Source organism: Sphingomonas sp. UV9 (assembly GCF_004101245.1).
GTDB lineage: Bacteria > Pseudomonadota > Alphaproteobacteria > Sphingomonadales > Sphingomonadaceae > Sphingomonas.
On record NZ_SCIN01000002.1, the window covers coordinates 707088 to 727044 of the forward strand.

The 19957-nt window shown below is 66.8% G+C and carries 19 protein-coding genes and 2 tRNA genes; 8 read left to right on the forward strand and 13 right to left on the reverse strand.

Annotated features, from left to right (window positions below; genetic code table 11):
- The first annotated feature begins 15 nt into the window (after positions 1-15).
- Together epsC and EQZ23_RS09645 are read left to right on the forward strand one after the other, a co-directional pair.
- The gene (epsC, locus tag EQZ23_RS09640) at positions 16-720 is read left to right on the forward strand and encodes a serine O-acetyltransferase EpsC (RefSeq protein ID WP_128454216.1); all 705 of its coding nucleotides are present in this window, start codon (positions 16-18) and stop codon (positions 718-720) included.
- 16 nt (positions 721-736) lie between these two features.
- Positions 737-1078 carry a DUF2794 domain-containing protein gene (locus EQZ23_RS09645; protein WP_128454217.1) on the forward strand — a complete coding sequence of 114 codons (342 nt, stop codon included), beginning with the start codon at positions 737-739 and terminating at the stop codon, positions 1076-1078.
- Between the two features lie 145 nt (positions 1079-1223).
- Here the strand turns inward: EQZ23_RS09645 and pncB are convergent, their stop codons facing one another.
- Entirely contained in the window at positions 1224-2528 is a 1305-nt protein-coding gene (gene pncB / locus EQZ23_RS09650; protein ID WP_128454218.1) for a nicotinate phosphoribosyltransferase, read from the reverse strand.
- Between the two features lie 83 nt (positions 2529-2611).
- On the opposite strand from pncB, the gene EQZ23_RS09655 reads away from it, so the two are divergent.
- Entirely contained in the window at positions 2612-3199 is a 588-nt protein-coding gene (locus EQZ23_RS09655) for an isochorismatase family protein (protein WP_128454219.1), read from the forward strand.
- A 167-nt stretch (positions 3200-3366) separates the two neighbouring features.
- Here the strand turns inward: EQZ23_RS09655 and EQZ23_RS09660 are convergent, their stop codons facing one another.
- On the reverse strand, positions 3367-4662 hold the full coding sequence (locus EQZ23_RS09660; RefSeq protein WP_128454220.1) for a glycoside hydrolase family 130 protein: 1296 nt from the start codon (positions 4660-4662) through the stop codon (positions 3367-3369).
- Between the two features lie 503 nt (positions 4663-5165).
- On the opposite strand from EQZ23_RS09660, the gene EQZ23_RS09665 reads away from it, so the two are divergent.
- Entirely contained in the window at positions 5166-5708 is a 543-nt protein-coding gene (locus tag EQZ23_RS09665) for a Spy/CpxP family protein refolding chaperone (RefSeq protein WP_128454221.1), read from the forward strand.
- Positions 5709-5778: 70 nt separating this feature from the next.
- Here EQZ23_RS09665 and EQZ23_RS09670 read toward each other — a convergent pair whose 3' ends face one another.
- From EQZ23_RS09670 to aroA, 10 genes are all read right to left on the reverse strand, one after another.
- On the reverse strand, positions 5779-6537 hold the full coding sequence (locus EQZ23_RS09670) for an EF-hand domain-containing protein (protein WP_164913415.1): 759 nt from the start codon (positions 6535-6537) through the stop codon (positions 5779-5781).
- A 76-nt stretch (positions 6538-6613) separates the two neighbouring features.
- Positions 6614-7939 carry a HAMP domain-containing sensor histidine kinase gene (locus EQZ23_RS09675; protein ID WP_128454223.1) on the reverse strand — a complete coding sequence of 442 codons (1326 nt, stop codon included), beginning with the start codon at positions 7937-7939 and terminating at the stop codon, positions 6614-6616.
- Between the two features lie 44 nt (positions 7940-7983).
- The gene (locus tag EQZ23_RS09680) at positions 7984-8709 is read right to left on the reverse strand and encodes a response regulator (protein ID WP_128454224.1); all 726 of its coding nucleotides are present in this window, start codon (positions 8707-8709) and stop codon (positions 7984-7986) included.
- Positions 8710-8788: 79 nt separating this feature from the next.
- Entirely contained in the window at positions 8789-9214 is a 426-nt protein-coding gene (locus EQZ23_RS09685) for a DUF4112 domain-containing protein (protein ID WP_128454225.1), read from the reverse strand.
- Between the two features lie 5 nt (positions 9215-9219).
- Complete coding sequence (locus EQZ23_RS09690; protein ID WP_240663454.1) at positions 9220-10659, reverse strand: ABC transporter substrate-binding protein; 1440 nt, start codon at positions 10657-10659, stop codon at positions 9220-9222.
- A 14-nt stretch (positions 10660-10673) separates the two neighbouring features.
- Positions 10674-10757, reverse strand: a tRNA-Leu gene (locus EQZ23_RS09695).
- 110 nt (positions 10758-10867) lie between these two features.
- Complete coding sequence (locus EQZ23_RS09700; protein ID WP_128454226.1) at positions 10868-11146, reverse strand: integration host factor subunit beta; 279 nt, start codon at positions 11144-11146, stop codon at positions 10868-10870.
- A 160-nt stretch (positions 11147-11306) separates the two neighbouring features.
- Positions 11307-13025 carry a 30S ribosomal protein S1 gene (gene rpsA, locus EQZ23_RS09705; protein ID WP_056060414.1) on the reverse strand — a complete coding sequence of 573 codons (1719 nt, stop codon included), beginning with the start codon at positions 13023-13025 and terminating at the stop codon, positions 11307-11309.
- 527 nt (positions 13026-13552) lie between these two features.
- Complete coding sequence (gene cmk, locus EQZ23_RS09710) at positions 13553-14191, reverse strand: (d)CMP kinase (RefSeq protein ID WP_128454227.1); 639 nt, start codon at positions 14189-14191, stop codon at positions 13553-13555.
- 1 nt (position 14192) lies between these two features.
- Positions 14193-15527, reverse strand: coding sequence for a 3-phosphoshikimate 1-carboxyvinyltransferase (aroA, locus tag EQZ23_RS09715; protein ID WP_128454228.1), 1335 nt, complete (start codon positions 15525-15527; stop codon positions 14193-14195).
- A 98-nt stretch (positions 15528-15625) separates the two neighbouring features.
- Here aroA and EQZ23_RS09720 point away from each other — a divergent pair, with 98 nt between their 5' ends.
- Both EQZ23_RS09720 and EQZ23_RS09725 read left to right on the forward strand, forming a co-directional pair.
- Positions 15626-15952, forward strand: coding sequence for a TIGR02300 family protein (locus EQZ23_RS09720; RefSeq protein ID WP_128454229.1), 327 nt, complete (start codon positions 15626-15628; stop codon positions 15950-15952).
- An 82-nt stretch (positions 15953-16034) separates the two neighbouring features.
- Positions 16035-16110, forward strand: a tRNA-Ala gene (locus EQZ23_RS09725).
- A 59-nt stretch (positions 16111-16169) separates the two neighbouring features.
- On the opposite strand, the gene EQZ23_RS09730 is transcribed toward EQZ23_RS09725, so the two are convergent.
- Positions 16170-17045 carry a LysR family transcriptional regulator gene (locus tag EQZ23_RS09730; RefSeq protein WP_128454230.1) on the reverse strand — a complete coding sequence of 292 codons (876 nt, stop codon included), beginning with the start codon at positions 17043-17045 and terminating at the stop codon, positions 16170-16172.
- Positions 17046-17154: 109 nt separating this feature from the next.
- Here EQZ23_RS09730 and EQZ23_RS09735 point away from each other — a divergent pair, with 109 nt between their 5' ends.
- A complete protein-coding gene (locus tag EQZ23_RS09735; protein WP_128454231.1) occupies positions 17155-18321 on the forward strand; it encodes an isovaleryl-CoA dehydrogenase in 1167 nt (388 codons plus the stop codon).
- 34 nt (positions 18322-18355) lie between these two features.
- Positions 18356-19957 carry a carboxyl transferase domain-containing protein gene (locus EQZ23_RS09740; RefSeq protein ID WP_128454232.1) on the forward strand — a complete coding sequence of 534 codons (1602 nt, stop codon included), beginning with the start codon at positions 18356-18358 and terminating at the stop codon, positions 19955-19957.

The window sequence follows — 19957 nt, forward strand, 5'->3', positions numbered from 1 at the left end:
CGAAGGGGACTGCCGATGTCGAGCGGATTACTGGCCTATCTGGATTCGATCCGCGCCCGCGATCCGGCCCCGCATTCGCGCGCTGAGATCATGCTGTATCCCGGCGTCTGGGCGCTCGGCTATCACCGCATCGCGCACCGCCTGTACAAGGCGAAGCTCTATTTCTTCGCGCGCTGCGTCAATCACTGGTCGCGCTTCACGACCGCGATCGACATCCATCCGGGCGCGACGATCGGTCGCAATTTCTTCATCGACCACGGCTTCGTCGTGATCGGGGAGACCGCGGAGATCGGCGACGACGTCACGATCTACCAGTGCGTCACCTTGGGTGGCACCAGCCCCGACAACGGGGTGCAGGGCAAGCGCCACCCGACCATCTCCGACGGCGCGATCATCGGCTCTGGTGCGCAGGTGCTGGGGCCGATCACGCTCGGCAAGCGCTCGCGGGTCGGCGCCAACGCGGTTGTCACGCGCGACGTGCCCGAGGGCACGACCGTCGTCGGCATCCCCGCGCGCGCGACCACGATCGAGGGGGGCAATGCGCCCGAGATGCCGCGATTCGTGCCTTACGGTACGCCGTGCAGCGAGATGTTCGATCCCGCCACGCAGAAGATGGAGATGATGCGCTGCGAGCTGGAGACGATGCGCAAGCGGCTCGACGCGCTGCTCGCCGACGGCCAGGTCGAGGACCGCCTAGAGGACCGCCGCGACCGCGCATGATGAAGCAGTATGCCTGATGGGTATCGTCACCCCGTTCCCGACCCCTTCCAAAGCGACCCAGATCGGCTTCGAGCGCCTCGAACTGACGCGCATCCTTGACCTTTACGGCCGGATGGTCGCGGCGGGCCATTGGCGCGACTATGCGATCGACCTCGGCAAGGATGCCGCCGTCTTTGCCGCCTTCCGCCGCGCCGCTGAACGTCCCGAATTCAGGATCGAGAAGCGACCCTCGCTGCGTAACAAGCAAGGCATGTGGGCGCTGATCGGCGAAGCGGGGGTGGTACTGAAGCGGGGGCACGAGCTTGGGCCGGTGCTGGCGCCGATCGAGCGGCGGTTCATGAAGCTGGTCGAAGACTGAGGCAACCCATCCATCCTCCCCCGCCAGGGGGAGGTGGCTGGCGTTTGCCAGACGGAGGGGGAGGAAAGGAAAACCCTTGTTCCGTGTCCTCCCCCTTCGTCGCCTTCGGCGCCACCTCCCCCTGGCGGGCGAGGATTCTAGACATTTAGACCAGGACCGGCGCCGCGGCCCGATCCGCTTCCCCGAACACCCGAAGATAGCGTGCGATCTCCGTCGGTTCGCCCGTCGCCTTGGCGGGATTGTCCGATAGTTTCACCGCCGGGCGGCCGTTGGCCGCGATCACCTTGCAGACCAGCGAAATCGGCTCCAGCGCGGTCGCCTCGTCCGGATCGCAGCCGCGGAAGTCGTTGGTCAGGTTGGTGCCCCAGCCGAAGCTCATGCGTACCCGGCCGTGGAAATGCCCGTACACCTGCTCGATCGTGTCGATGTCCATGCCGTCCGAAAAGATCAGCAGCTTGGTCTTCGGATCCACACCCTGTTCCTCCCACCACCGGATGATCTGCTCCCCCCCCGCGATCGGCGGCGCGCTGTCGGGGCGAAAGCCGGTCCACTCGGCCAGCCAGTGCGGCGCGTTGCGCAGGAACGCGGTCGTGCCGAACGCGTCGGGCAGCGCGATCAGCAGGTTGCCGTTATAATGCTGTCGCCAATGCTCGAGCACGCGGTAGGGCGATTCGGCCAGTTCGGCGTCGCTCTCGGCCAGCGCGGCGGTCACCATCGGCAGTTCGTGCGCGTTCGTCCCGATCGCCTCGAGGTCGGCATCCATCGCCAGCAGGACGTTCGACGTGCCGATGAACCGGTGCCCAAGCCCTTCCTTCAGCGCCTCGACGCACCAGCGCTGCCACAGAAAGCCGTGCCGCCGCCGCGTGCCGAAGTCCGACAGCACGAGGTCGGGCAATTCGCGCAACCGCTCGACCTTCTCCCACAGCTTGGCCTTGGCGCGCGCATAGACGATGTCGAGCGCGAACCGCCCCCGATCGCGCAGGGCCGCGCGCGACTTCAGTTCGTTGATGATCGTCAGCGCCGGGATTTCCCACATCGTCGTGTGCGACCATGGGCCCTCGAAATGGAGCTCGTACTGGCCGTCGACTTTGCGCAGATCGTACGCCGGTAGCTGGAACTCGGCGAGCCAACCCAGAAACTCCGGCCCGAACATCTTCTGCTTCCCGTAGAAGCTGTTGCCCGCGAGCCAGATCAGCTCCTTCTTCGCAAACCTGAGCGTCCGCGCGTGATCGAGTTGCGCGCGCAGTTCGGCCTCGTCGACGATCTCTGCCAGCCGCACGGTCTTCGTCCGGTTGATCAGCGCGAAGGTGGCGGTGACGTCCGGATATGCCTGGCGGATCATCTGCAACATCAGCAGCTTGTAGAAATCGGTATCGAGCAGGCTGCGCACGATCGGATCGAGCCGGAAATTGTGATTGTACGTCCGGGTGGCGATATCGGTCACGGCCATGCGCGTGGGCTCCTGCGTTGCTTGGCGCTGCGGGTGTCCGAGAAGACGCGAGTGTGTCAAGCAGCGGCCAAAGGAGACGGGCGATGGCGCGGTTCGTGGTCGTGGTGGATACGCAGTGGGATTTCATGGCGGAGCAGGGCGCGCTGAGCGTGGCGGGAGCGGCGGCTCTGGTCGCGCCGATGCGGGCGTGGCTAGCCGCGCTGGAGCCCGGCGATACCGCGGGCGTCCTGTTCACCTTCGACACGCATTTCGTCGAGACCTATCCGACATCGCCCGAGGCGGAGATGTTCCCGATCCACTGCGTTCGCGGCACGCAAGGGTGGGGCAACATGCTCGATGTGGCATCGGTCGATGCGGCGATTCCGGCGTGGCGGATCGAGAAGGGGGTGTTCGACATGTGGGCCGAGCCGGGGCTGGCGATCGAGGACGCGCGCGATGCGGGACGGCCGACGATCCCGCGGGACGAGTTTTTTGCAGGGCTCGCCGCCAAGGGGATCAACGAGGTCACGGTGATCGGTGTCGCGGCGGACTATTGCGTCCGCTGGGCGGTCGAGGGACTGATCGCCCGCGGCTTTGCGGTCACGGTTCCCGCCGGGCTCACGCGGGGTATCGAACGCCAGATCGACGTGGTCGCGTCAGAGGATTTCGCCGGCAAGGTCGTCGTCGTTTGACCTGCAGAAACGATGGATGAACGATCCTCCCCCGCCAGGGGGAGGTGGCAGGCGGAGCCTGACGGGGGGGGCGGTAAGGGAGAACCGCTGCTCCGTGTTCTCCCCCTCCGTCTGGCAAGTGCCAGCCACCTCCCCCCGCCAGGGGGAGGATTGGTGGAGTCCGGTGCTTACGCCATCGCCGCAATCAACCGCCCGACATCGACCGTCGCGAACGAGGCGAAGTTGTCGGCCACGCCGAACGGCAGCAACAGCGTGCGGCCATGCACGATCCCGCCACAGCTATAGACGACGTTGGGCACATAGCCGTCGCGTTCCTTGGGGCTCGGCACGATCAGTGGCTCGGTCATCCGCTTGAGCAATTTGGTGGGGTCGGCCTTGTCGAGCAGGCACGCACCGACGCAGTAATTGCGGACGCTGCCGACGCCGTGGGTCAGCACCAGCCAGCCCTCGTCGATTTCGATCGGTGAGCCGCAATTGCCCATCTGGATAAATTCCCACGGCCATTTCGGCTCGACGATCCTGGTGCCGCCCTCCCAGGTCAGCAGATCGTCCGAGGTGAGGTACCAGATGTTCTCGTTGTCCTGCCGCCCGAGCATCGCATAGCGGCTATCGATTTTCCGGGGGAACAGCGCCATGCCCTTGGTACCGGCGACCGCGCCGCGCATCGGTTGCATCTCGAACGTCTTGAAGTCCTCGCCGCGGAGCAGTTCGCAGCGCGTCTCCGAGCCGCTGAACGCGGTGTAGGTGCCGAGATACTGGACCTCGCCGGCATCCTCGAACCGGACCAGCCGCAGATCCTCGATCCCCTGGCGCTGGCTCGGCAGGATCGGGAAGAGCACGGTCTCGGACACCGCGCGACTGTTGCCGCATTGCAGGCGGGTGGGGCCGCCATCGGTCGCGCCCTGGTCCGACGGCTCGATCCGCGGCGGCACCGCGGTCCGGCTGGCGGGATCGACCGAAAAGCCGTCCTGCGGCGACCAGCTGCCGGTGCGGAACGTGACCGACGATACGTGACCCTCGCCGATCCCGCGCAGCGACAGGATAAAGCGGAGGCCATCGTCGGGCGCACCTGTCTGGTCGGGATGCAGGACCATGCTCGGGTTGAACAGCGCGGCGGCCTCGAACGAGTATTCCTCGCTCAGATACGCACCGATCAGCACCTGCTGGTCGCGCGTGATCGCGCGCGTGTCGTGCACCACCGCCATGACCTCGCCGAAGCGGTGGAGCAGGAGGTCGTCGACGTCGCGGTGACGCTCGTCGAGCGACTCCGTGACACGCTTGCGTTCGGCGTGAAGCTCGTCGTGCGTGAGCGACAGGACGCGGTCGATCACGCGCTCGGCACGGGGATGGCCCTCGACCTTGAACGGGCCGGGATATTCGACGTTGAACGGGCGGATCACGGTCCGCGATGGATCGGGTCGAAGCTGGATGCTGGAGAAGGCGACGAGATCGGGTTCGGCCATAAACGGCTCCGGTTTGGCGGACAGACGCGAGGTGGTGAGGCACGAACGTGTCCGCCATGAACGTCGAAACCGGTGGCATGGCTACATGAAAACGACGTCACGCAGCCGCGCCCGGCGGTATCGGCAACGTAAGCGAAACATGGGGGACAAGTTTGGCGGCCAGACCGCGGGTCCGATCTTTCGGCGATCGACGCGGACGGGGGCAGAGCTTGCAGACGCTAACATCACGGGCGCGAACATCACGGGCGCAATCATCACGGGCGCAATCATCACGGTCGGGGTCCTGCGCGCTCGGCCAGCATGCACCGCGATCGCGGCACCGCGACATCAAGGAAGAGCCGATCCAGCGCTCGGCCTGCCGGCGTTGCGGCGCGACGATCGTCAAGTCCGCGGTCAGCCGCCGATGGATCGTTTCCGGCTTGCTCGGCTGAGCCGACGGCCTTGACAGTACCAGGGCCAACACGAGGGCCAACACGAGGGCCAACACGAGGGGGAGTATCAGCATGAAGACGACGAAATGGGTGGGGCCCTTGATGGGCGCGGCGATGCTGGCGTTGCCGGTGTCGGCAGCCGCGCAGGATCATGGCGGACATGGAGAACGCGGCCCGATCTCGAGGACGATGATGGCGCAGATGCAGGCGCGCGAGGCCGATGACATCGCGCTGCTGCTGAACCTGCGCGCCAACCAACGCCCGGCCCTTGCCGCATTCCTGGGCTCGATGACGCCGCCGCCGCCGCCATGGGTAGGGGAGGGCCGGTCGGCGCGGGACGGGCCGCAAACCATGCCGCCAAGGGAGGGTTTCGCCCAGCACCTCGACCGGATGACGCAGGATACGGCGCGGCATTCGGCCGAAGACCTGCAACGCATTGCGGCGGCCCGCAAGTTCTACGATGCGCTCGATCCGACGCAGCGCCGGGCGTTCGAGGCGCTGCTGCGATTGCGGCATGGCAGGGGCCCGGGGTTCGGTCCGATGGGGCAGGATCCAATCAGGATGGGCGGGGACGGTCCACCTCACCCGATGGGCAGGATGCCGCCGCGACCTTGATCGGTGGGGCCTGACGAAGTCGCGTCGGTGTCGCTCTTCGTCATAACGCTCTTCGTCAGAAGCGGCGACGTCAGGGCTCGCGCGGTTCCGGTGGCGGGACGACCGGCTGGTCCGAGCCATTCCGCCACGTCTCACCGCCCGCGCGTGGCAGTTCGCCGCGGGTCAGCGCGCCGTCGCGGTTCCGGTCGAGCGCCGCGAACCGCGTCGTCGCAGCCTTGGCGAACTCGCCTCGATCGACGCCCCGGTTGAGATTGACGTCTGCCGCGATCACCGGCTCGGGCAGGTCGAAGAATCCAAAGCGGGCCGCGCCGATGCGCTCGTGGACGATCGCGCTCTTCTTGCCGTTGCCGTCGCCGCTGCCGAACTGCATGGCTTGGCCCGCTGCCCCGCCACCACCGGGGCCGCCACCGCCGCGACCTCTTTCGCCGCCGCGTCGCCCGCCGCCCTCTGAGGCGGGGCCACGCCCACCCGATCCGACCCGAATTTCGGGAACCAGGACATTCTCGTAATAGGCGATATCGTCGGGATCGATCTCGCCGTCCTTGCCGCGATCGAGCACCGCGAAGAACTGCGCGGCGTCGCGCTGGAACTCGGCCAGTGTGATCCGTCCGTCGCCATCGGCATCGGCGCCGGTAAACCACAGATCCTGCGCCGCCCCCGATCGCAGCGACGCGCGAAACGGCTCGCCCATCGGGCTGATGAAGAGCTGGCCCCTGCCACGTTCGATACCGCCATGGGCGCGGTTGCGCCCGCTCCCGCGAGCCGGCGGACCCGGCGTGGCGCATCCCGCGAGCATAGCGGCGACGCCGATCATCAGGACGATACGCATGCAAACTCCCGTGCTGCCAGATGGTGCGTCAGACACGCCGATCATTGCCGCGATGTGTCCGGCGCAGACGGCCGGCTCAGACGGGAAGCGTCACGACCGCGACAAGCCCGCCGCCGGGCCGGTTGGCGATGGTCGCGTCGCCGCCATGCCCGCGTGCGACCGCGCGAACGCTGGCGAGGCCGAGACCGCTGCCGCCGGTGTCGCGGTTGCGCGAGTGTTCGGCGCGGAAGAACGGTTCGAAGGCGCGCGCCAGGTCTTGCGGCGCCATCCCCGGTCCGGTGTCCGATACTTCGATGATCGCGAGACCGCCGTCGCGGCGCAGGCGCACATCGGCATGTCCGGCATATTTGACCGCATTGCCGACCAGATTGGCGAGCACGGCCTTCAACGACGGCGCATCGCCTTCCATCGTCAGCGCAGCGCCGGGATGCAGGACGACGGAATCGCCGCGGTCGGAAAATTCGTCGGTGACGCTTTCCGCGAGCGATCGCAGATCGAGCCGCTGACGGCGGACATGGCGGGTCATGTCGCGGACGAAGGCCATGGCGGAGCCGATCCGCTGGCTCATTTCCTGGATATCGATCTCACTCGACGCGCGAATGTCGTCCGGCGCCTTTTCCAGCCGCAGCGACAGCCGCATCAACGGCGTCCGCAGATCGTGCGCGACCGCGGCGATCAGCGTCGTCCGATCCTCGACATACCGGTTCAGCCGTTCCTGCATCAGGTTGAAGGCGCTGGCGGCCTCGGCGATCTCCGGTGGACCCGTCACCCGCAGCGGCTCGGCGCGCGGATCGCGCCCGAGCCGCTCGGCGGCGGCGGCGAACAGCCCGATCGGCTTGGCGGCGCGACGAGCCGAGGCCCAGGCGATCGGCGCGGCGACCGCCATCGCGACGAGGAACCACAGGATGATCCGCATCCGCCAGGGCCCGATCGTGCTGCGCGTCGGGCGTATCACCAGCCACCGTCCGTCCGGTGCCTCGATCGAGACGACGAAGGGCCCGAACAACGCGTTGTCGAACGACGGCGGCAGGCCCGGCCGGCGGGCGATGCCGATCGGCAATGGCGGGCGCAGGGCGCCGGCGAACAGCGGCATCGCCGACCGTTCGGTCTCCACGGTCACCTTTGCGAGCGGCAGCCCGAGATCGGTGGCGATCGAAGCCGCGAGCCGACCGTCTCTCGGGTTGTCGGTCGGGCGCGGTGGACCGGTCGAGATCTCCGCCTTCAGCAATCCGCCCGGATCATGGCCCGTTCGCGCGACCGCGGCGACCCGGCTCGCCGTGAAGATCACCGGCATCGGCGGCGGGATCAGCAGGACGACCGCGAAGTTCAGCACCTGCACCAGCATGACCGTGCCGAGCATCAGGGTGAAGATGCGCAGGAACAACGGCCAGGGGCGCTGCATGCTGCCTTTGGCCGCCGGGCCCCCCTCCGGCGAGCGGCGCTGAGTCACTGGCGCGCCACGCGGGGAACGAAGAAATAGCCTTCGTTGCGGATCGTCCGGATGATCTCGTCGCCGCGCGACCGGAGCTTGCGTCGCAACCGGCTGACCTGGACGTCGATCGCGCGATCGAACGCCTCGGTGTCGGGGCCGCGGGCCGCCTCCAGCAACGCGTCGCGTGCCAGCACGCGGCGCGGGCGCTCGACGAAGACGCGCAGGACCGCGAACTCGCCATCGGTCAGGTCGATCAGCGTGCCCTCGGGATCGAGCAATTCATGCGCGGCGAAATCCACCCGCCAGCCGAGGAACCCGAACGACCGGCCCTCGCCCGCATCCTGGATCTCGCGTGACCGCAGCGCGGCGCGGACGGTCGCCAGGATCTCGCGCGGGCTGCACGGCTTGGACAGGTAATGGCTCGCGCCGATCTCCAGCCCGAGGATCCGGTCGGGTTCGTCGCCCAGCGCGCTCAGCAACACAACCGGCGGCGCGCCCGGGCCCGTCAGCCGACGGCAGACGGACAGGCCGTCTTCGCCGGGCATCATGACGTCGAGTAGGATCAGCGACACGGTGCGCCGGGCCAGCACCGCGTCCATGTCGCGGGCGTTCGTCGCGGTTTCGACCTGATAGCCGTGCATGCCGAGGCTCTCGGCGAGCAGGGTGCGGATCATCTGGTCGTCGTCGACCACCAGCAAGACGGGCTTGGCCGCATCGGGAAGAACGGAATCGGGAGACATAACCTGATCCTAGTCCCGGCATGTGTTCGGTATGTTTCCGCCCGGACACACCGCAAGCGTCGAGCCGGCCCGCTCCCGATCAGCCGTCGAGCGTAGTGGTCGAGGGGTAATGCTTGTCGAGATGGCGCTTGATGATCCGCAGGTTGCGGGTGTTCGAGCGGAAGAAGAAGTCCGGCACCGCGCCGACGAACGGAATCATGCCGAGCGCCCAGTCGACGCCGATATTGCCGAACATCCGCGCCATCTGGAGCTTCGACATGCCGATATTGCGCGCTTCCCATGCCATCCAGCCGCCGATCGCCGCGGCGATCGTGCTGCCGGCGAACGGGATGAGATCAAGGATCACGTCCATCCCGACCCTGCGGTTGGTGCCGGGAATGACGAACAACCCTTCCATTACGCGCTCCATCGCCTCGACACGGCGGCGGACGGACAGGGCATCCTTGCCCATCGGCAGGGTTTCCAGGATCGAGCCTGAGGTGATGCGGGTGACGCGCGGGTTCATGACCTTTAGTTGGTATCGGCGCGCAACCGGTTCAACGGGTGCCAAGCGCGCACATTGGCCTGCCACTGCCGCAGCCGTGGCGACACCAGCGACCAGCGCAGCGGCCGGGCCAGCGGAATGAACGCGACGTCCTCGTTCAGCGCCGCGTCCGCCGCTGCGATCCGCGCGCCGCGCTCCCCCAGCGAAGGCGCCTCCCGCGCCGCTTCGAGTGCCGTCTGTGCCGCATCGCCGCAGACCACGCATGCCGTCGCCAGATACCAGCGCGCGCTGTCATAGGGGGCGACCGCATCGACGAGCTTCAGGTCGGCGGCGTCGCGCATGCCGACCCGCGTCGGCGTGATCCCAATCGCGATCAGCGATGCGGCGACGTGCGCATAGAGCAGCGTGGCGCCGGGACCGGCGGGCAGCGCGATCCGCATCGCGATCGGCCCCCCGGTCCAGGCCGCGACCCGTTGCCGAGCCGCGGCGCGGCGCTCGTCCTGCGTCAGTAGCGTCCAGGCGGGAACCTGCGGCAGCGTGGCGGAGTCCAGACTGTCCGGCAGGATGCGATCGGCGGGGTCCCAGGCGGGGGCGATCGCCGCGGTCAGCGCGGTGCGATCGATCGCCTCGGCCACCGCCGTGCGGTTCGCCGGGTCCGCCAGAAAGCCGTCGCGGCGGACGATCGCAAGACCGAACAGGCCGGCGGCGGGATCGACGCGGACGTTGGCTGCTGCGATGTCGGTCGTCGCCAGCAACGGCCAGTCGACGAAACTGCCACCGCTCACCAGGTCGGAGTCGCGATTGGCGAACCGGGCGATCGCGCGCGCGGCGCGTTCGCCGATCAACCGGACGTCTTCCTCGGGCTTGGCCTCGCGCTGGTCGTCGGGATCGGCCTGGTTGGGATCGAACGCGGGGCGCAGCAACGGTGCGCGGCCACGGCGCAGGACGCGGAACGGACCGCTCCCGCCTGTGGGTCGCAGGCGCAGCAACGCGAGTTCGGGTTGCGCGAACAGCTTCAACAGGTCGGGGCGGGGGCGCGACAGCCGCACTTCGATCACCTGCGGCGTCATCACGACGATCTCGTCGATCGCGGTCAGGAACGGCGCGAGCGGATTACGCGAATTCGGCGCGATCTGGCGTTCCAGCATCGCCACCACCTGATCCGCGGTCACCGGCGTGCCGTCGCCCCAATCGCCTTCGCGCAGGCGGAAGATGTAGCTCATGCCGCCGTCGATCACGATCCAGCGCTCGGCCAGACCCGGTTCGATCTGACCACCGGCGTCGAACCGCACGAGCCCCTGCGCGGTGGAGTCCATCATCAGTCGGGAGGGGGTGTCGAGCAGGACTCGACTGGCGTCGGCGACGCGGGGTGGCGCGCCGATCGCACTCGCGACGACGACGCCGGTATCGGGTCGGCGATCGCACCCACTCAGCGCAGCGGCAGACAACGCGATCGCGCCCGTCAAAAAGGCAGCACGAATGGTGCGGACGGCGGGACTCGAACCCGCACTCCTAGGGAGGGAGATTTTAAGTCTCCTGCGTCTACCGGTTTCGCCACGTCCGCACACAGTGCCAACAAGACGAGGTCGCTCGCCGGGTCAACCCATGTCGGGCATATTAAGCGCTGTCAGGCGTTATCAGGGGACTCACGCGCCCCACGCCTGCACGTCCACGTCACACGTTGAGGCGGGCGCGCATTTCCTTGCCGGGTTTGAAATACGGGACGCGCTTTGCCTCGACGTCGACGACTTCGCCGGTGCGGGGGTTGCGGCCGGTGCGGGCCTCGCGTGCGCGCGTCGAGAAGGCGCCGAAGCCGCGCAGTTCGACCCGGCCGTCGGCGGCCAGTCGCTTGGATATCTCGTCGAAGAACGTGCTGACGATCAGCTCGACTTCGTTCGGTTGCAGGTCCGGATGCGCCTCGGCGATCTTCAAGACCAATTCAGATCGAATCATTCGAGCCCCCGCCCATTCTAAGAGCTTGAAAGTTGATACAAGTCAATCTGCGAGTCATTAGCACCAATTGAGGGACAGTCAAAAACCAAAGTGTCCCAAACAAGAAAAAGCCCGGCATGTTCGCGACATGCCGGGCCAAATCTTCGCTAAGCCGTTGAGCTTACTTCTTCTCGGCGTCCGTGCGAGCCTTGAGAGCCTCGCCCAGGATGTTGCCGAGGGTCGCGCCGGAATCCGACGAACCATACTGAGCGACAGCCTGCTTCTCTTCGGAGATCTGCATCGCCTTGATCGAGAAGGTCGGCTTCTTCGAACGATCGAAGCCCGTCACCATCGCGTCGAACTTCTGGCCGACCTGGAAACGCTCCGGACGCTGCTCGTCGCGATCGCGACCCAGATCCGTGCGCTTGATGAAGCCGGTCGCGCCATCGTCGCCCTGCTGCACTTCGAGGCCCGCGTCGCGGACTTCGAGAACGGTGACCGTGACGATCGCGTTCTTGTTCAGCTTGTCGCCTGCTGCTGCGATGCCGCCGGCCGAAGGCCCGCCACGCTCGAGCTGCTTCATGCCGAGCGAGATACGCTCCTTCTCGGCGTCGATGTCGAGCACGACGGCCTCGACGGTCTCACCCTTGCGATGCAGGTTGAGCGCGTCCTCGCCCGAAACGCCCCAGGCGATGTCGGACATGTGGACCATGCCGTCGACGTCGTTGTCGAGGCCGATGAACAGACCGAATTCGGTCGCGTTCTTGACTTCGCCCTCAACGGTCGAGCCGATCGGATGCGCGGCAGCGAAGGCCTCCCACGGATTGGCCTGAGCCTGCTTGAGGCCGAGCGAGATGCGACGCTTCTCGGAATCGACTTCGAGGACCATGACGTCGACTTCCTGCGAGGTCGACACGATCTTGCCCGGATGGACGTTCTTCTTGGTCCAGGACATTTCCGACACGTGGACCAGGCCTTCGATGCCCGCTTCCAGCTCGACGAACGCACCATATTCGGTGATGTTCGTGACGCGGCCGGTGAGCTTTGCGCCGACCGGATACTTGACCATCGCGCCATCCCAGGGATCGCTCTCCAGCTGCTTCATGCCGAGGCTGATGCGCTGGGTGTCCTTGTTGATGCGGATGATCTGCACCTTGACGGTGTCGCCGATGTTCAGGACTTCGCTCGGGTGACCGACGCGCTTGTAGCTGAGATCGGTGACGTGCAGCAGGCCATCGATGCCGCCGAGGTCAACGAACGCACCGTAATCGGTGATGTTCTTGACGACGCCGTCGATGATCTGGCCCTCGGCCAGGCTCAGGATCAGGCCCGAACGCTGCTCTGCGCGCGTCTCTTCCAGAACGGCACGACGCGACACGACGATGTTGCCGCGCTTGCGGTCCATCTTCAGGATCTGGAAGGGCTGGGGGATGTCCATCAGCGGGGTGACATCGCGCACGGGGCGGATATCGACCTGCGAACCGGGCAGGAACGCGACGGCGCCGTTCAGATCGACGGTGAAGCCACCCTTCACGCGGCCGAAGATCACGCCCTCGACGCGGGTCGTCTTCGAGAATTCGGTTTCCAGCTTGTCCCATGCGGCTTCGCGGCGCGCACGATCGCGGCTGAGCATCGCTTCGCCGTGGACGTTCTCGACGCGGTCGACATAGACTTCGACTTCGTCGCCGACCTTGAGGTCAGCCTTCTGGCCCGGCGCTGCGAATTCGCGAAGCGGCACGCGGCCTTCCGACTTCAGACCGACGTCGATGACGGCCATGTCGTTCTCGATGCCGGTCACGGTGCCATGCACCACGCGGCCCTCGAAGCTGTCGGCGTCGCCGAGCGTTTCGTTCAGCATCGCCGCGAAATCGTCGCGGGTCGGCATTACCTGGGTTGCCATAGAATTCAGTAATCCTAGTCTGTTTCCGGCCAAGCGGTTGGGTCCGCTGGTCTTGGCCTTCGTTGCCGCGACGACCGAACGTCGACCGCGGCATCCGGACGGCACGAGGTGCGGAGGACGTAGACGCTGAATGCGAAAACGGCGCGTGAGACTCGTAAGTCTCCGCGCCTTCCTCCACGAGCATCGCTCGCCGGACGTTTCCGTGTAGACGAAACCGGCTCTCGGAGCAAGTTCGCCTCGTAGGGAGCCGCCGCGCTACAGGTCGCAATAGTGGGGGCGCTGGAATCGAAGCGCCAACGCCCGCGTCCTTGTTCTCCCGCGAAGGCGGGAGCCCAGTCTGTTTCCCCGCCTTCGCGGGGAAACAGACTGGTTCACGGTAGCTCACCCCAACGCCGGCACCACCCCGGCGGAGGCCGGGGCCCAATTGGGGGGGGCGCCAGTTGCGGACCGCGCTTGGTTACTGCGGACGTTCCAATTGGGCCCCGGCCTTCGCCGGGGTGGTGCGCTCGCCCAGGTGGGCAGAAACCTTAAACCGAAGCGGCCTTCTTCGCCCGCTGTGCCTCGACCAACGCCACCGCCCGCTGCACGGACGCCTCGATCGACAGAAAGCTCGTATCCAGCAATGCCGCATCCGCCGCCATCACCAACGGCGCGGTAGACCGCCCGCTATCCCGCGCATCCCGCGCCCGGATATCCGCCAGCACACGATCCTTGCTCGCCGTCCCGCCGCGCGCCTGCAACTCGGCATGCCGCCGCTGCGCCCGGATGTTCGGCGTAGCCTTCACGAACAGCTTTGCGTCCGCATCCGGCGCGATCACCGTGCCGATATCGCGCCCGTCGAGAATCGCGCCACCCTCCTGCGCCGCAAACCGCTTCTGCCGGTGCAGCAACGCCGCGCGCACTAGCGGATGCGCCGACACCACCGATGCGAGCGCACCGATATCGTCATCGCGCAACGCCGGATCGCTCAGCACCGCATCGCTGAAATCGCACGCCGCCACCGCGTCGGCTTCGGCTTCCGGATCCAGCCCCATCCGCGCGACGCTCAGCGCCACCGCGCGGTACAGCAGCCCGGTATCGAGATACGGCAGCCCATAATGCTTGGCCAAGGCCCGCGCGATCGTGCCCTTGCCCGATGCCGCCGGACCGTCGACTGCGATGATCATCTTAATTCCCCTGGCCGGTCAGCACGTCGAGCGACCGGAAGAACACGGGATAGCTCGTCGCCACCGGCGATACGTCATCGATCGTGATCGGCTCCGCGCTCCCAAGTCCAGCCACGACCATGCTCATTGCGATGCGGTGGTCGAGTTTCGAGGCGATCCGAGCGCCGCCGCGGATCGCAGCGCCACCGGAGCCGGTGATCGCCATGCCGTCCTCATATTCCTCGCACGCCACGCCGCACGCTTCGAGCGCGATCCGCATCGTCGTGATCCGGTCCGATTCCTTGACGCGCAGCTCATGCGCCCCGCGGGCGACGGTCGTGCCGGTCGCGAACGCCGCGGCAACGAACAGCACCGGATATTCGTCGATCATGCTCGGCGCGAGATCGGCCGGCACCTCGATCGCAGTCAGCGGAGCATGCCGGACCCTCAGGTCCGCGACCGGCTCGCCGCCGACGGTACGCGGGTCCAGCTCGGTAATGTCCGCGCCCATCATGCGCAGCGCGGTGACGATCCCAATCCGCGTCGGGTTCAGCCCGACATTGCGCACCACGATATCCGATCCCGGCACGATCGACGCCGCGACCAGCCAGAAGGCGGACGACGACGGATCGCCCGGCACGACGATATCCTGCGGCCGCAACTCCGCTTCGCCGGTGATCGAGATCACCCGGCCCGCATCGGTCTCGTCGACCGTCAGCTTCGCGCCGAACCCGGTCAGCATCCGCTCGCTATGATCGCGCGTCGCGACCGGCTCGATCACCCGCGTGATCCCCGGCGTATTGAGTCCCGCCAGCAGGATCGCCGACTTCACCTGCGCCGACGCGACCGGCAGCGTGTATTCGATCGGCACCGCGGGGCACATCCCGCGCACCATCAGTGGCAGCCGCCCGCCCGGCGACGACGTGATGTCCGCGCCCATCTGCGACAGCGGCTCGATCACGCGCCCCATCGGTCGTCCTGACAGCGAGGCGTCGCCGGTAAAGGTGCAGGTGATCGGATGGCTCGACACCAGCCCCATCAGCAGCCGCGTCGACGTGCCAGAATTGCCCATCTCCAGCGCGGTCTCGGGCTGGAGCAGACCGCCGACCCCGACGCCGTCTACCGTCCAGATGCCATCATCGCCGCGCTCAATAGTAGCACCCATCGCCCGCATCGCCGCCGCAGTGGCGAGCACGTCCTCGCCCTCCAGCAAGCCTTCGATCCGACTGGTGCCGACCGCCAGGCTCGCGAACATCAGCGCGCGGTGGCTGATCGACTTGTCGCCGGGGACCGCGATCGAACCGGTCAAAGGACCGCGCGAAACCACGTCTAAGGGTTGGGGAAGGGGGTGTGCCATGGGGCCGGGCTTTTGACAGTGGCCTTGCTCTATGGCAAGGCGCGCCCACTTTGCGAGGGCATCCCTCACAATCTATCCATTCGAAAGGTTCTATCGGCATGATCAAGCCGGAATGGGGCACGAAACGTTCGTGCCCGAAATGCGCGACGCGTTTCTACGACCTCGAAAAAGCCGACCCCGTGACCTGCATCGAATGCGGGTATGCGTGGGAGCCCGAGCCTATCCTGAAGTCGAAGCAGCCGTTGCCGTTCGAAGTCGCCAAGCCCGACACCAAGAAGCCGGACGCGGATCTCGAGGATGACGAGGAAGAGGACATCGCCTCGATCACCGGCGAGGACGAAGAGCCTTCGGCCGACGACGAAGTCGATCTCGGCGGCGACGACGACCTCGGCGTCGAGACGCCGCAGGACGAGCACGAGCGTTGATCTAGAATATTTTGGCAGGCGGTGTTTACGCCGCTTGCCAACCCGGGCGGGTCCGGTTAGTGACCCGCCTCCCAACGGGAATGGGGCCGTAGCTCAGCTGGGAGAGCGTTCGCATGGCATGCGAAAGGTCAGGGGTTCGATCCCCCTCGGCTCCACCATTTCCGTTGATGACCGGTCCGCCGGTACGCCTTAAATCTAGAGACCGACGTCGCCCGGATCACGCCGACGCCGCGTGCATTTCCCGGAACGCGTCCTCGATCGCCTGGACCATCGCGCTTCCCTCGATCCGCGAGCCGGAGTCCGGCGCCACCAGCAAACCCAGCCGTCGCGTCGTGTCGAAGCCGGTCAGCGGGATCATCGCGATCCCCTCGCTCGCAAAGCAGCGCGGCATCACCGTCATCCCCAGCCCGGCGCGGACATAGGTCAACGCGCGGTCGTCGCTGACGGTACGCGCGGCCATGAACGGGCGGACGCCGCGCGCGGTGAAGAAGCGACTCGTTTCGGCCAACGCTTCGCAATGGCGGCGGACGATCATCGTTTCCTCCGCCACGTCGGCGACCGCGAGCGTGGTGCGTCCGGCCAGTCGGTGGTCGTTCGATACCGCCACTGCGAACCCTTCCTCGAACAGCACGAAGCCGCGCGCATCGTCGCCGATCGCACCGAGCATCACGTCGATCCGTCCGCGATCGAGCAGCGCGACCAGTTCGCTGCTGCGTCCTTCGACCACTTCGAGGCGCTCGGTGGCAGAGGCTCCCCGTGCCCGGCCGAGTGCAGCCGCGATCCACGACGGCGGCAGCGTGGTCGCGATCCCGAGGCGGACGAGTTTGGTCGGAACAGTGTCCTGCAAGTCCCGCTCGGCCGCCGCGAATTCGGCCTCGATCCGGCGGGCATGCACCGCGAACCGGGTGCCCGAGGGGGTGAGCTCGATCCGCCGGTTGGTCCGCAAGAACAGCGTCTGGCCGAGCGCCGTCTCCAGCTTGGCGATGCCGACCGACAGCGTCGGCTGCGAAATCCGGCACTGGGCGGCGGCGCGCGTGAAATTGCCCTGGTCGACGACCGCCAGGAAATAGCGCACCACGTACCGTTCAATCATAGCCGGATCACCATAGACCGGATCTATCGCATGTGTTCGGTCGTATCAATTTCTCGACACGCGCCCAGTGGAGTATCAAGGTCGCAACACAAGGTCTGGAGAGGCTGCAATGATACCCGATTTCGATTTCGCGCTCGGCGAATCCGCGGACATGATCCGCGAGAGCACACACCGCTTCGCCACCGACAAGATTGCGCCATTGGCGGCCAAGATCGACGCCGACGACTGGTTCCCGCGCGAGTTGTGGCCGGCGATGGGCGAACTCGGGTTGCACGGCATCACAGTCGAGGAGGAATATGGCGGCCTCGGCCTTGGTTATCTCGAGCATGTCGTCGCGGTCGAGGAAGTCAGCCGCGCCTCCGCGTCGATCGGCCTCAGCTACGGCGCGCATTCGAACCTGTGCGTCAACCAGATCCGCCGCTGGGGCAACCCGGAGCAGAAGGCGAAGTATTTGCCCAAACTCGTCTCGGGCGAGCATGTCGGCAGCCTGGCGATGTCCGAAGCGGGCGCCGGCTCCGACGTCGTCTCGATGAAGCTGAAGGCGGTCAAGACCGACACCGGCTATATCCTCAACGGCACCAAGTTCTGGATCACCAACGCCGCCTATGCCGACACGCTGGTCGTCTATGCGAAGACGGGTGAAGGTTCGCGCGGGATCACCGCGTTCCTGATCGAGAAGGACATGCCCGGTTTCGCGATCGGCCAGAAGATCGACAAGATGGGGATGCGGGGCTCGCCGACCGCCGAACTCGTCTTCACCGATTGCGAAGTCCCGGCGGAGAACGTCATGGGGCCGGAGAATGGCGGCGTCGGCGTGCTGATGTCCGGCCTCGACTACGAGCGCGCCGTACTCGCGGGGATCCAGCTCGGCATCATGCAGGCGTGTCTCGACGTGGTGATCCCCTACGTCCGCGAGCGTAAGCAGTTCGGGACGCCGATCGGCCAGTTCCAGCTGATCCAGGCGAAGGTCGCCGACATGTACGTCGCGCTCAGCTCGGCGCGCGCCTATGTCTACGCGGTCGCCAAGTCGTGCGATGCGGGCAAGACGACGCGGTTCGACGCGGCGGGCGCGATCCTGCTGGCGAGCGAGAGCGCGGTGAAGGTGTCGCTTGAGGCGATCCAGGCGCTCGGCGGGGCAGGATATACCAAGGACTGGCCGGTCGAGCGCTTCATGCGCGACGCGAAACTGCTCGACATCGGCGCAGGCACGAACGAGATCCGCCGCATGCTGATCGGCCGCGAACTCATCGGCGCCGCGCCCAAGGTGATGCAGTGAGGGCGATCCTGAACCCCTGCAGGGTAAAGGGTAAGTGACCGCCCCCGTCCTCACCTCCGCGCTGTCCCCCGAGAGCGAAACCTTCCGCACGAACGCCGTCCACAACCGCGCGCTCGCCGAGACCCTCCGCGATGACGTCGCCCGGACAGCGCTTGGCGGCAACGCCAAGTCCCGCGAGCGCCACACCGCACGCGGCAAGCTCCTCCCCCGCGACCGCGTCGAGCGCCTGCTCGACCCCGGCTCGCCGTTCCTAGAAATAGGTCAACTCGTCGCCAACGGCCTTTACGACGATGAAGTCCCGGGCGCAGGCGTGATCGCCGGGATCGGCCGCGTCTCCGGTCGCCAGTGCATGATCCTGTGCAACGACGCGACGGTGAAGGGCGGCACGTATTTCCCGCTCACCGTGAAGAAACATCTGCGCGCCCAGGAGATCGCACAGGAGAATCTTCTTCCCTGCATCTACCTCGTCGACAGCGGCGGCGCGAACCTGCCGCATCAGGCAGAGGTCTTCCCCGACCGCGATCACTTCGGCCGCATCTTCTTCAACCAGGCGCAGATGTCGTCGCTCGGCATCCCGCAGATCGCCTGCGTCATGGGCAGTTGTACCGCGGGCGGCGCGTACGTTCCCGCCATGTCCGACGAGACGATCATCGTCCGCGGGCAGGGGACGATCTTCCTCGCCGGCCCCCCGCTGGTGAAGGCCGCGACCGGCGAAGTCATCTCGGCCGAGGAACTGGGCGGCGCGGACACGCACGGCCGCCGCTCGGGCGTGGTCGATCACGTCGCCGAGAATGACGAGCACGCGCTCACGATCGTCCGCGATATCATCTCGACGCTGCAACCGCAGGCGCAGACCGTGGTCAATCTCCAGCACCCCCGCCCGCCCAAATTTGCGGCCGAAGAGCTGTACGGCATTGTGCCCTCGGACGTCCGCGCGCCCTACGACGTCCACGAAGTCATCGCGCGCCTCGTCGACGGCAGCGAGTTCCACGAGTTCAAGGCGCTCTACGGCACGTCGCTCGTCTGCGGCTTCGCGCATATCTGGGGCATCCCCGTCGCAATCCTCGCCAACAACGGCGTGCTGTTCAGCGAGAGCGCCCAGAAAGGCGCGCACTTCATCGAACTCGCCTGCCAACGCCGCATCCCGCTGCTGTTCCTCCAAAACATCTCGGGCTTCATGGTCGGCGGCAAGTACGAGGCGGAGGGCATCGCCAAGCACGGCGCCAAGCTCGTCACCGCCGTCGCCACCGCCACCGTCCCGAAGATCACCGTCCTGATCGGCGGCAGTTTCGGCGCGGGCAATTACGGCATGTGCGGCCGTGCCTATTCGCCGCGCTTCCTGTTCACCTGGCCCAACAGCCGGATCAGCGTGATGGGCGGCGAGCAGGCAGCCTCGGTCCTCGCCACCGTCCACCGCGATGCCGACGGCTGGACGCCGGAAGAGGCCGAAGCCTTCAAGGCGCCCGTCCGCGCCAAATACGAGGACGAGGGCAATCCCTGGTACGCCACCGCGCGGCTATGGGACGACGGCATCATCGACCCCGCGCAGACCCGCGACGTGCTCGGCCTCGCCTTTGCCGCGACGCTAAACGCTCCCATCCCCGAACGCCCCGCGTTCGGCGTGTTCAGGATGTAA

Excerpts from the sequence above, each read along its gene's own strand:
- epsC (WP_128454216.1), top strand. The coding sequence starts at position 16 with ATGTCGAGCGGATTACTGGCCTATCTGGATTCGATCCGCGCCCGCGAT.
- EQZ23_RS09645 (WP_128454217.1), top strand. The coding sequence starts at position 737 with ATGGGTATCGTCACCCCGTTCCCGACCCCTTCCAAAGCGACCCAGATC.
- pncB (WP_128454218.1), bottom strand. The coding sequence starts at position 2,528 with ATGGCCGTGACCGATATCGCCACCCGGACGTACAATCACAATTTCCGG.
- EQZ23_RS09655 (WP_128454219.1), top strand. The coding sequence starts at position 2,612 with ATGGCGCGGTTCGTGGTCGTGGTGGATACGCAGTGGGATTTCATGGCG.
- EQZ23_RS09660 (WP_128454220.1), bottom strand. The coding sequence starts at position 4,662 with ATGGCCGAACCCGATCTCGTCGCCTTCTCCAGCATCCAGCTTCGACCC.
- EQZ23_RS09665 (WP_128454221.1), top strand. The coding sequence starts at position 5,166 with ATGAAGACGACGAAATGGGTGGGGCCCTTGATGGGCGCGGCGATGCTG.
- EQZ23_RS09670 (WP_164913415.1), bottom strand. The coding sequence starts at position 6,537 with ATGCGTATCGTCCTGATGATCGGCGTCGCCGCTATGCTCGCGGGATGC.
- EQZ23_RS09675 (WP_128454223.1), bottom strand. The coding sequence starts at position 7,939 with ATGCAGCGCCCCTGGCCGTTGTTCCTGCGCATCTTCACCCTGATGCTC.
- EQZ23_RS09680 (WP_128454224.1), bottom strand. The coding sequence starts at position 8,709 with ATGTCTCCCGATTCCGTTCTTCCCGATGCGGCCAAGCCCGTCTTGCTG.
- EQZ23_RS09685 (WP_128454225.1), bottom strand. The coding sequence starts at position 9,214 with ATGAACCCGCGCGTCACCCGCATCACCTCAGGCTCGATCCTGGAAACC.
- EQZ23_RS09700 (WP_128454226.1), bottom strand. The coding sequence starts at position 11,146 with ATGATTCGATCTGAATTGGTCTTGAAGATCGCCGAGGCGCATCCGGAC.
- rpsA (WP_056060414.1), bottom strand. The coding sequence starts at position 13,025 with ATGGCAACCCAGGTAATGCCGACCCGCGACGATTTCGCGGCGATGCTG.
- cmk (WP_128454227.1), bottom strand. The coding sequence starts at position 14,191 with ATGATCATCGCAGTCGACGGTCCGGCGGCATCGGGCAAGGGCACGATC.
- aroA (WP_128454228.1), bottom strand. The coding sequence starts at position 15,527 with ATGGCACACCCCCTTCCCCAACCCTTAGACGTGGTTTCGCGCGGTCCT.
- EQZ23_RS09720 (WP_128454229.1), top strand. The coding sequence starts at position 15,626 with ATGATCAAGCCGGAATGGGGCACGAAACGTTCGTGCCCGAAATGCGCG.
- EQZ23_RS09730 (WP_128454230.1), bottom strand. The coding sequence starts at position 17,045 with ATGATTGAACGGTACGTGGTGCGCTATTTCCTGGCGGTCGTCGACCAG.
- EQZ23_RS09735 (WP_128454231.1), top strand. The coding sequence starts at position 17,155 with ATGATACCCGATTTCGATTTCGCGCTCGGCGAATCCGCGGACATGATC.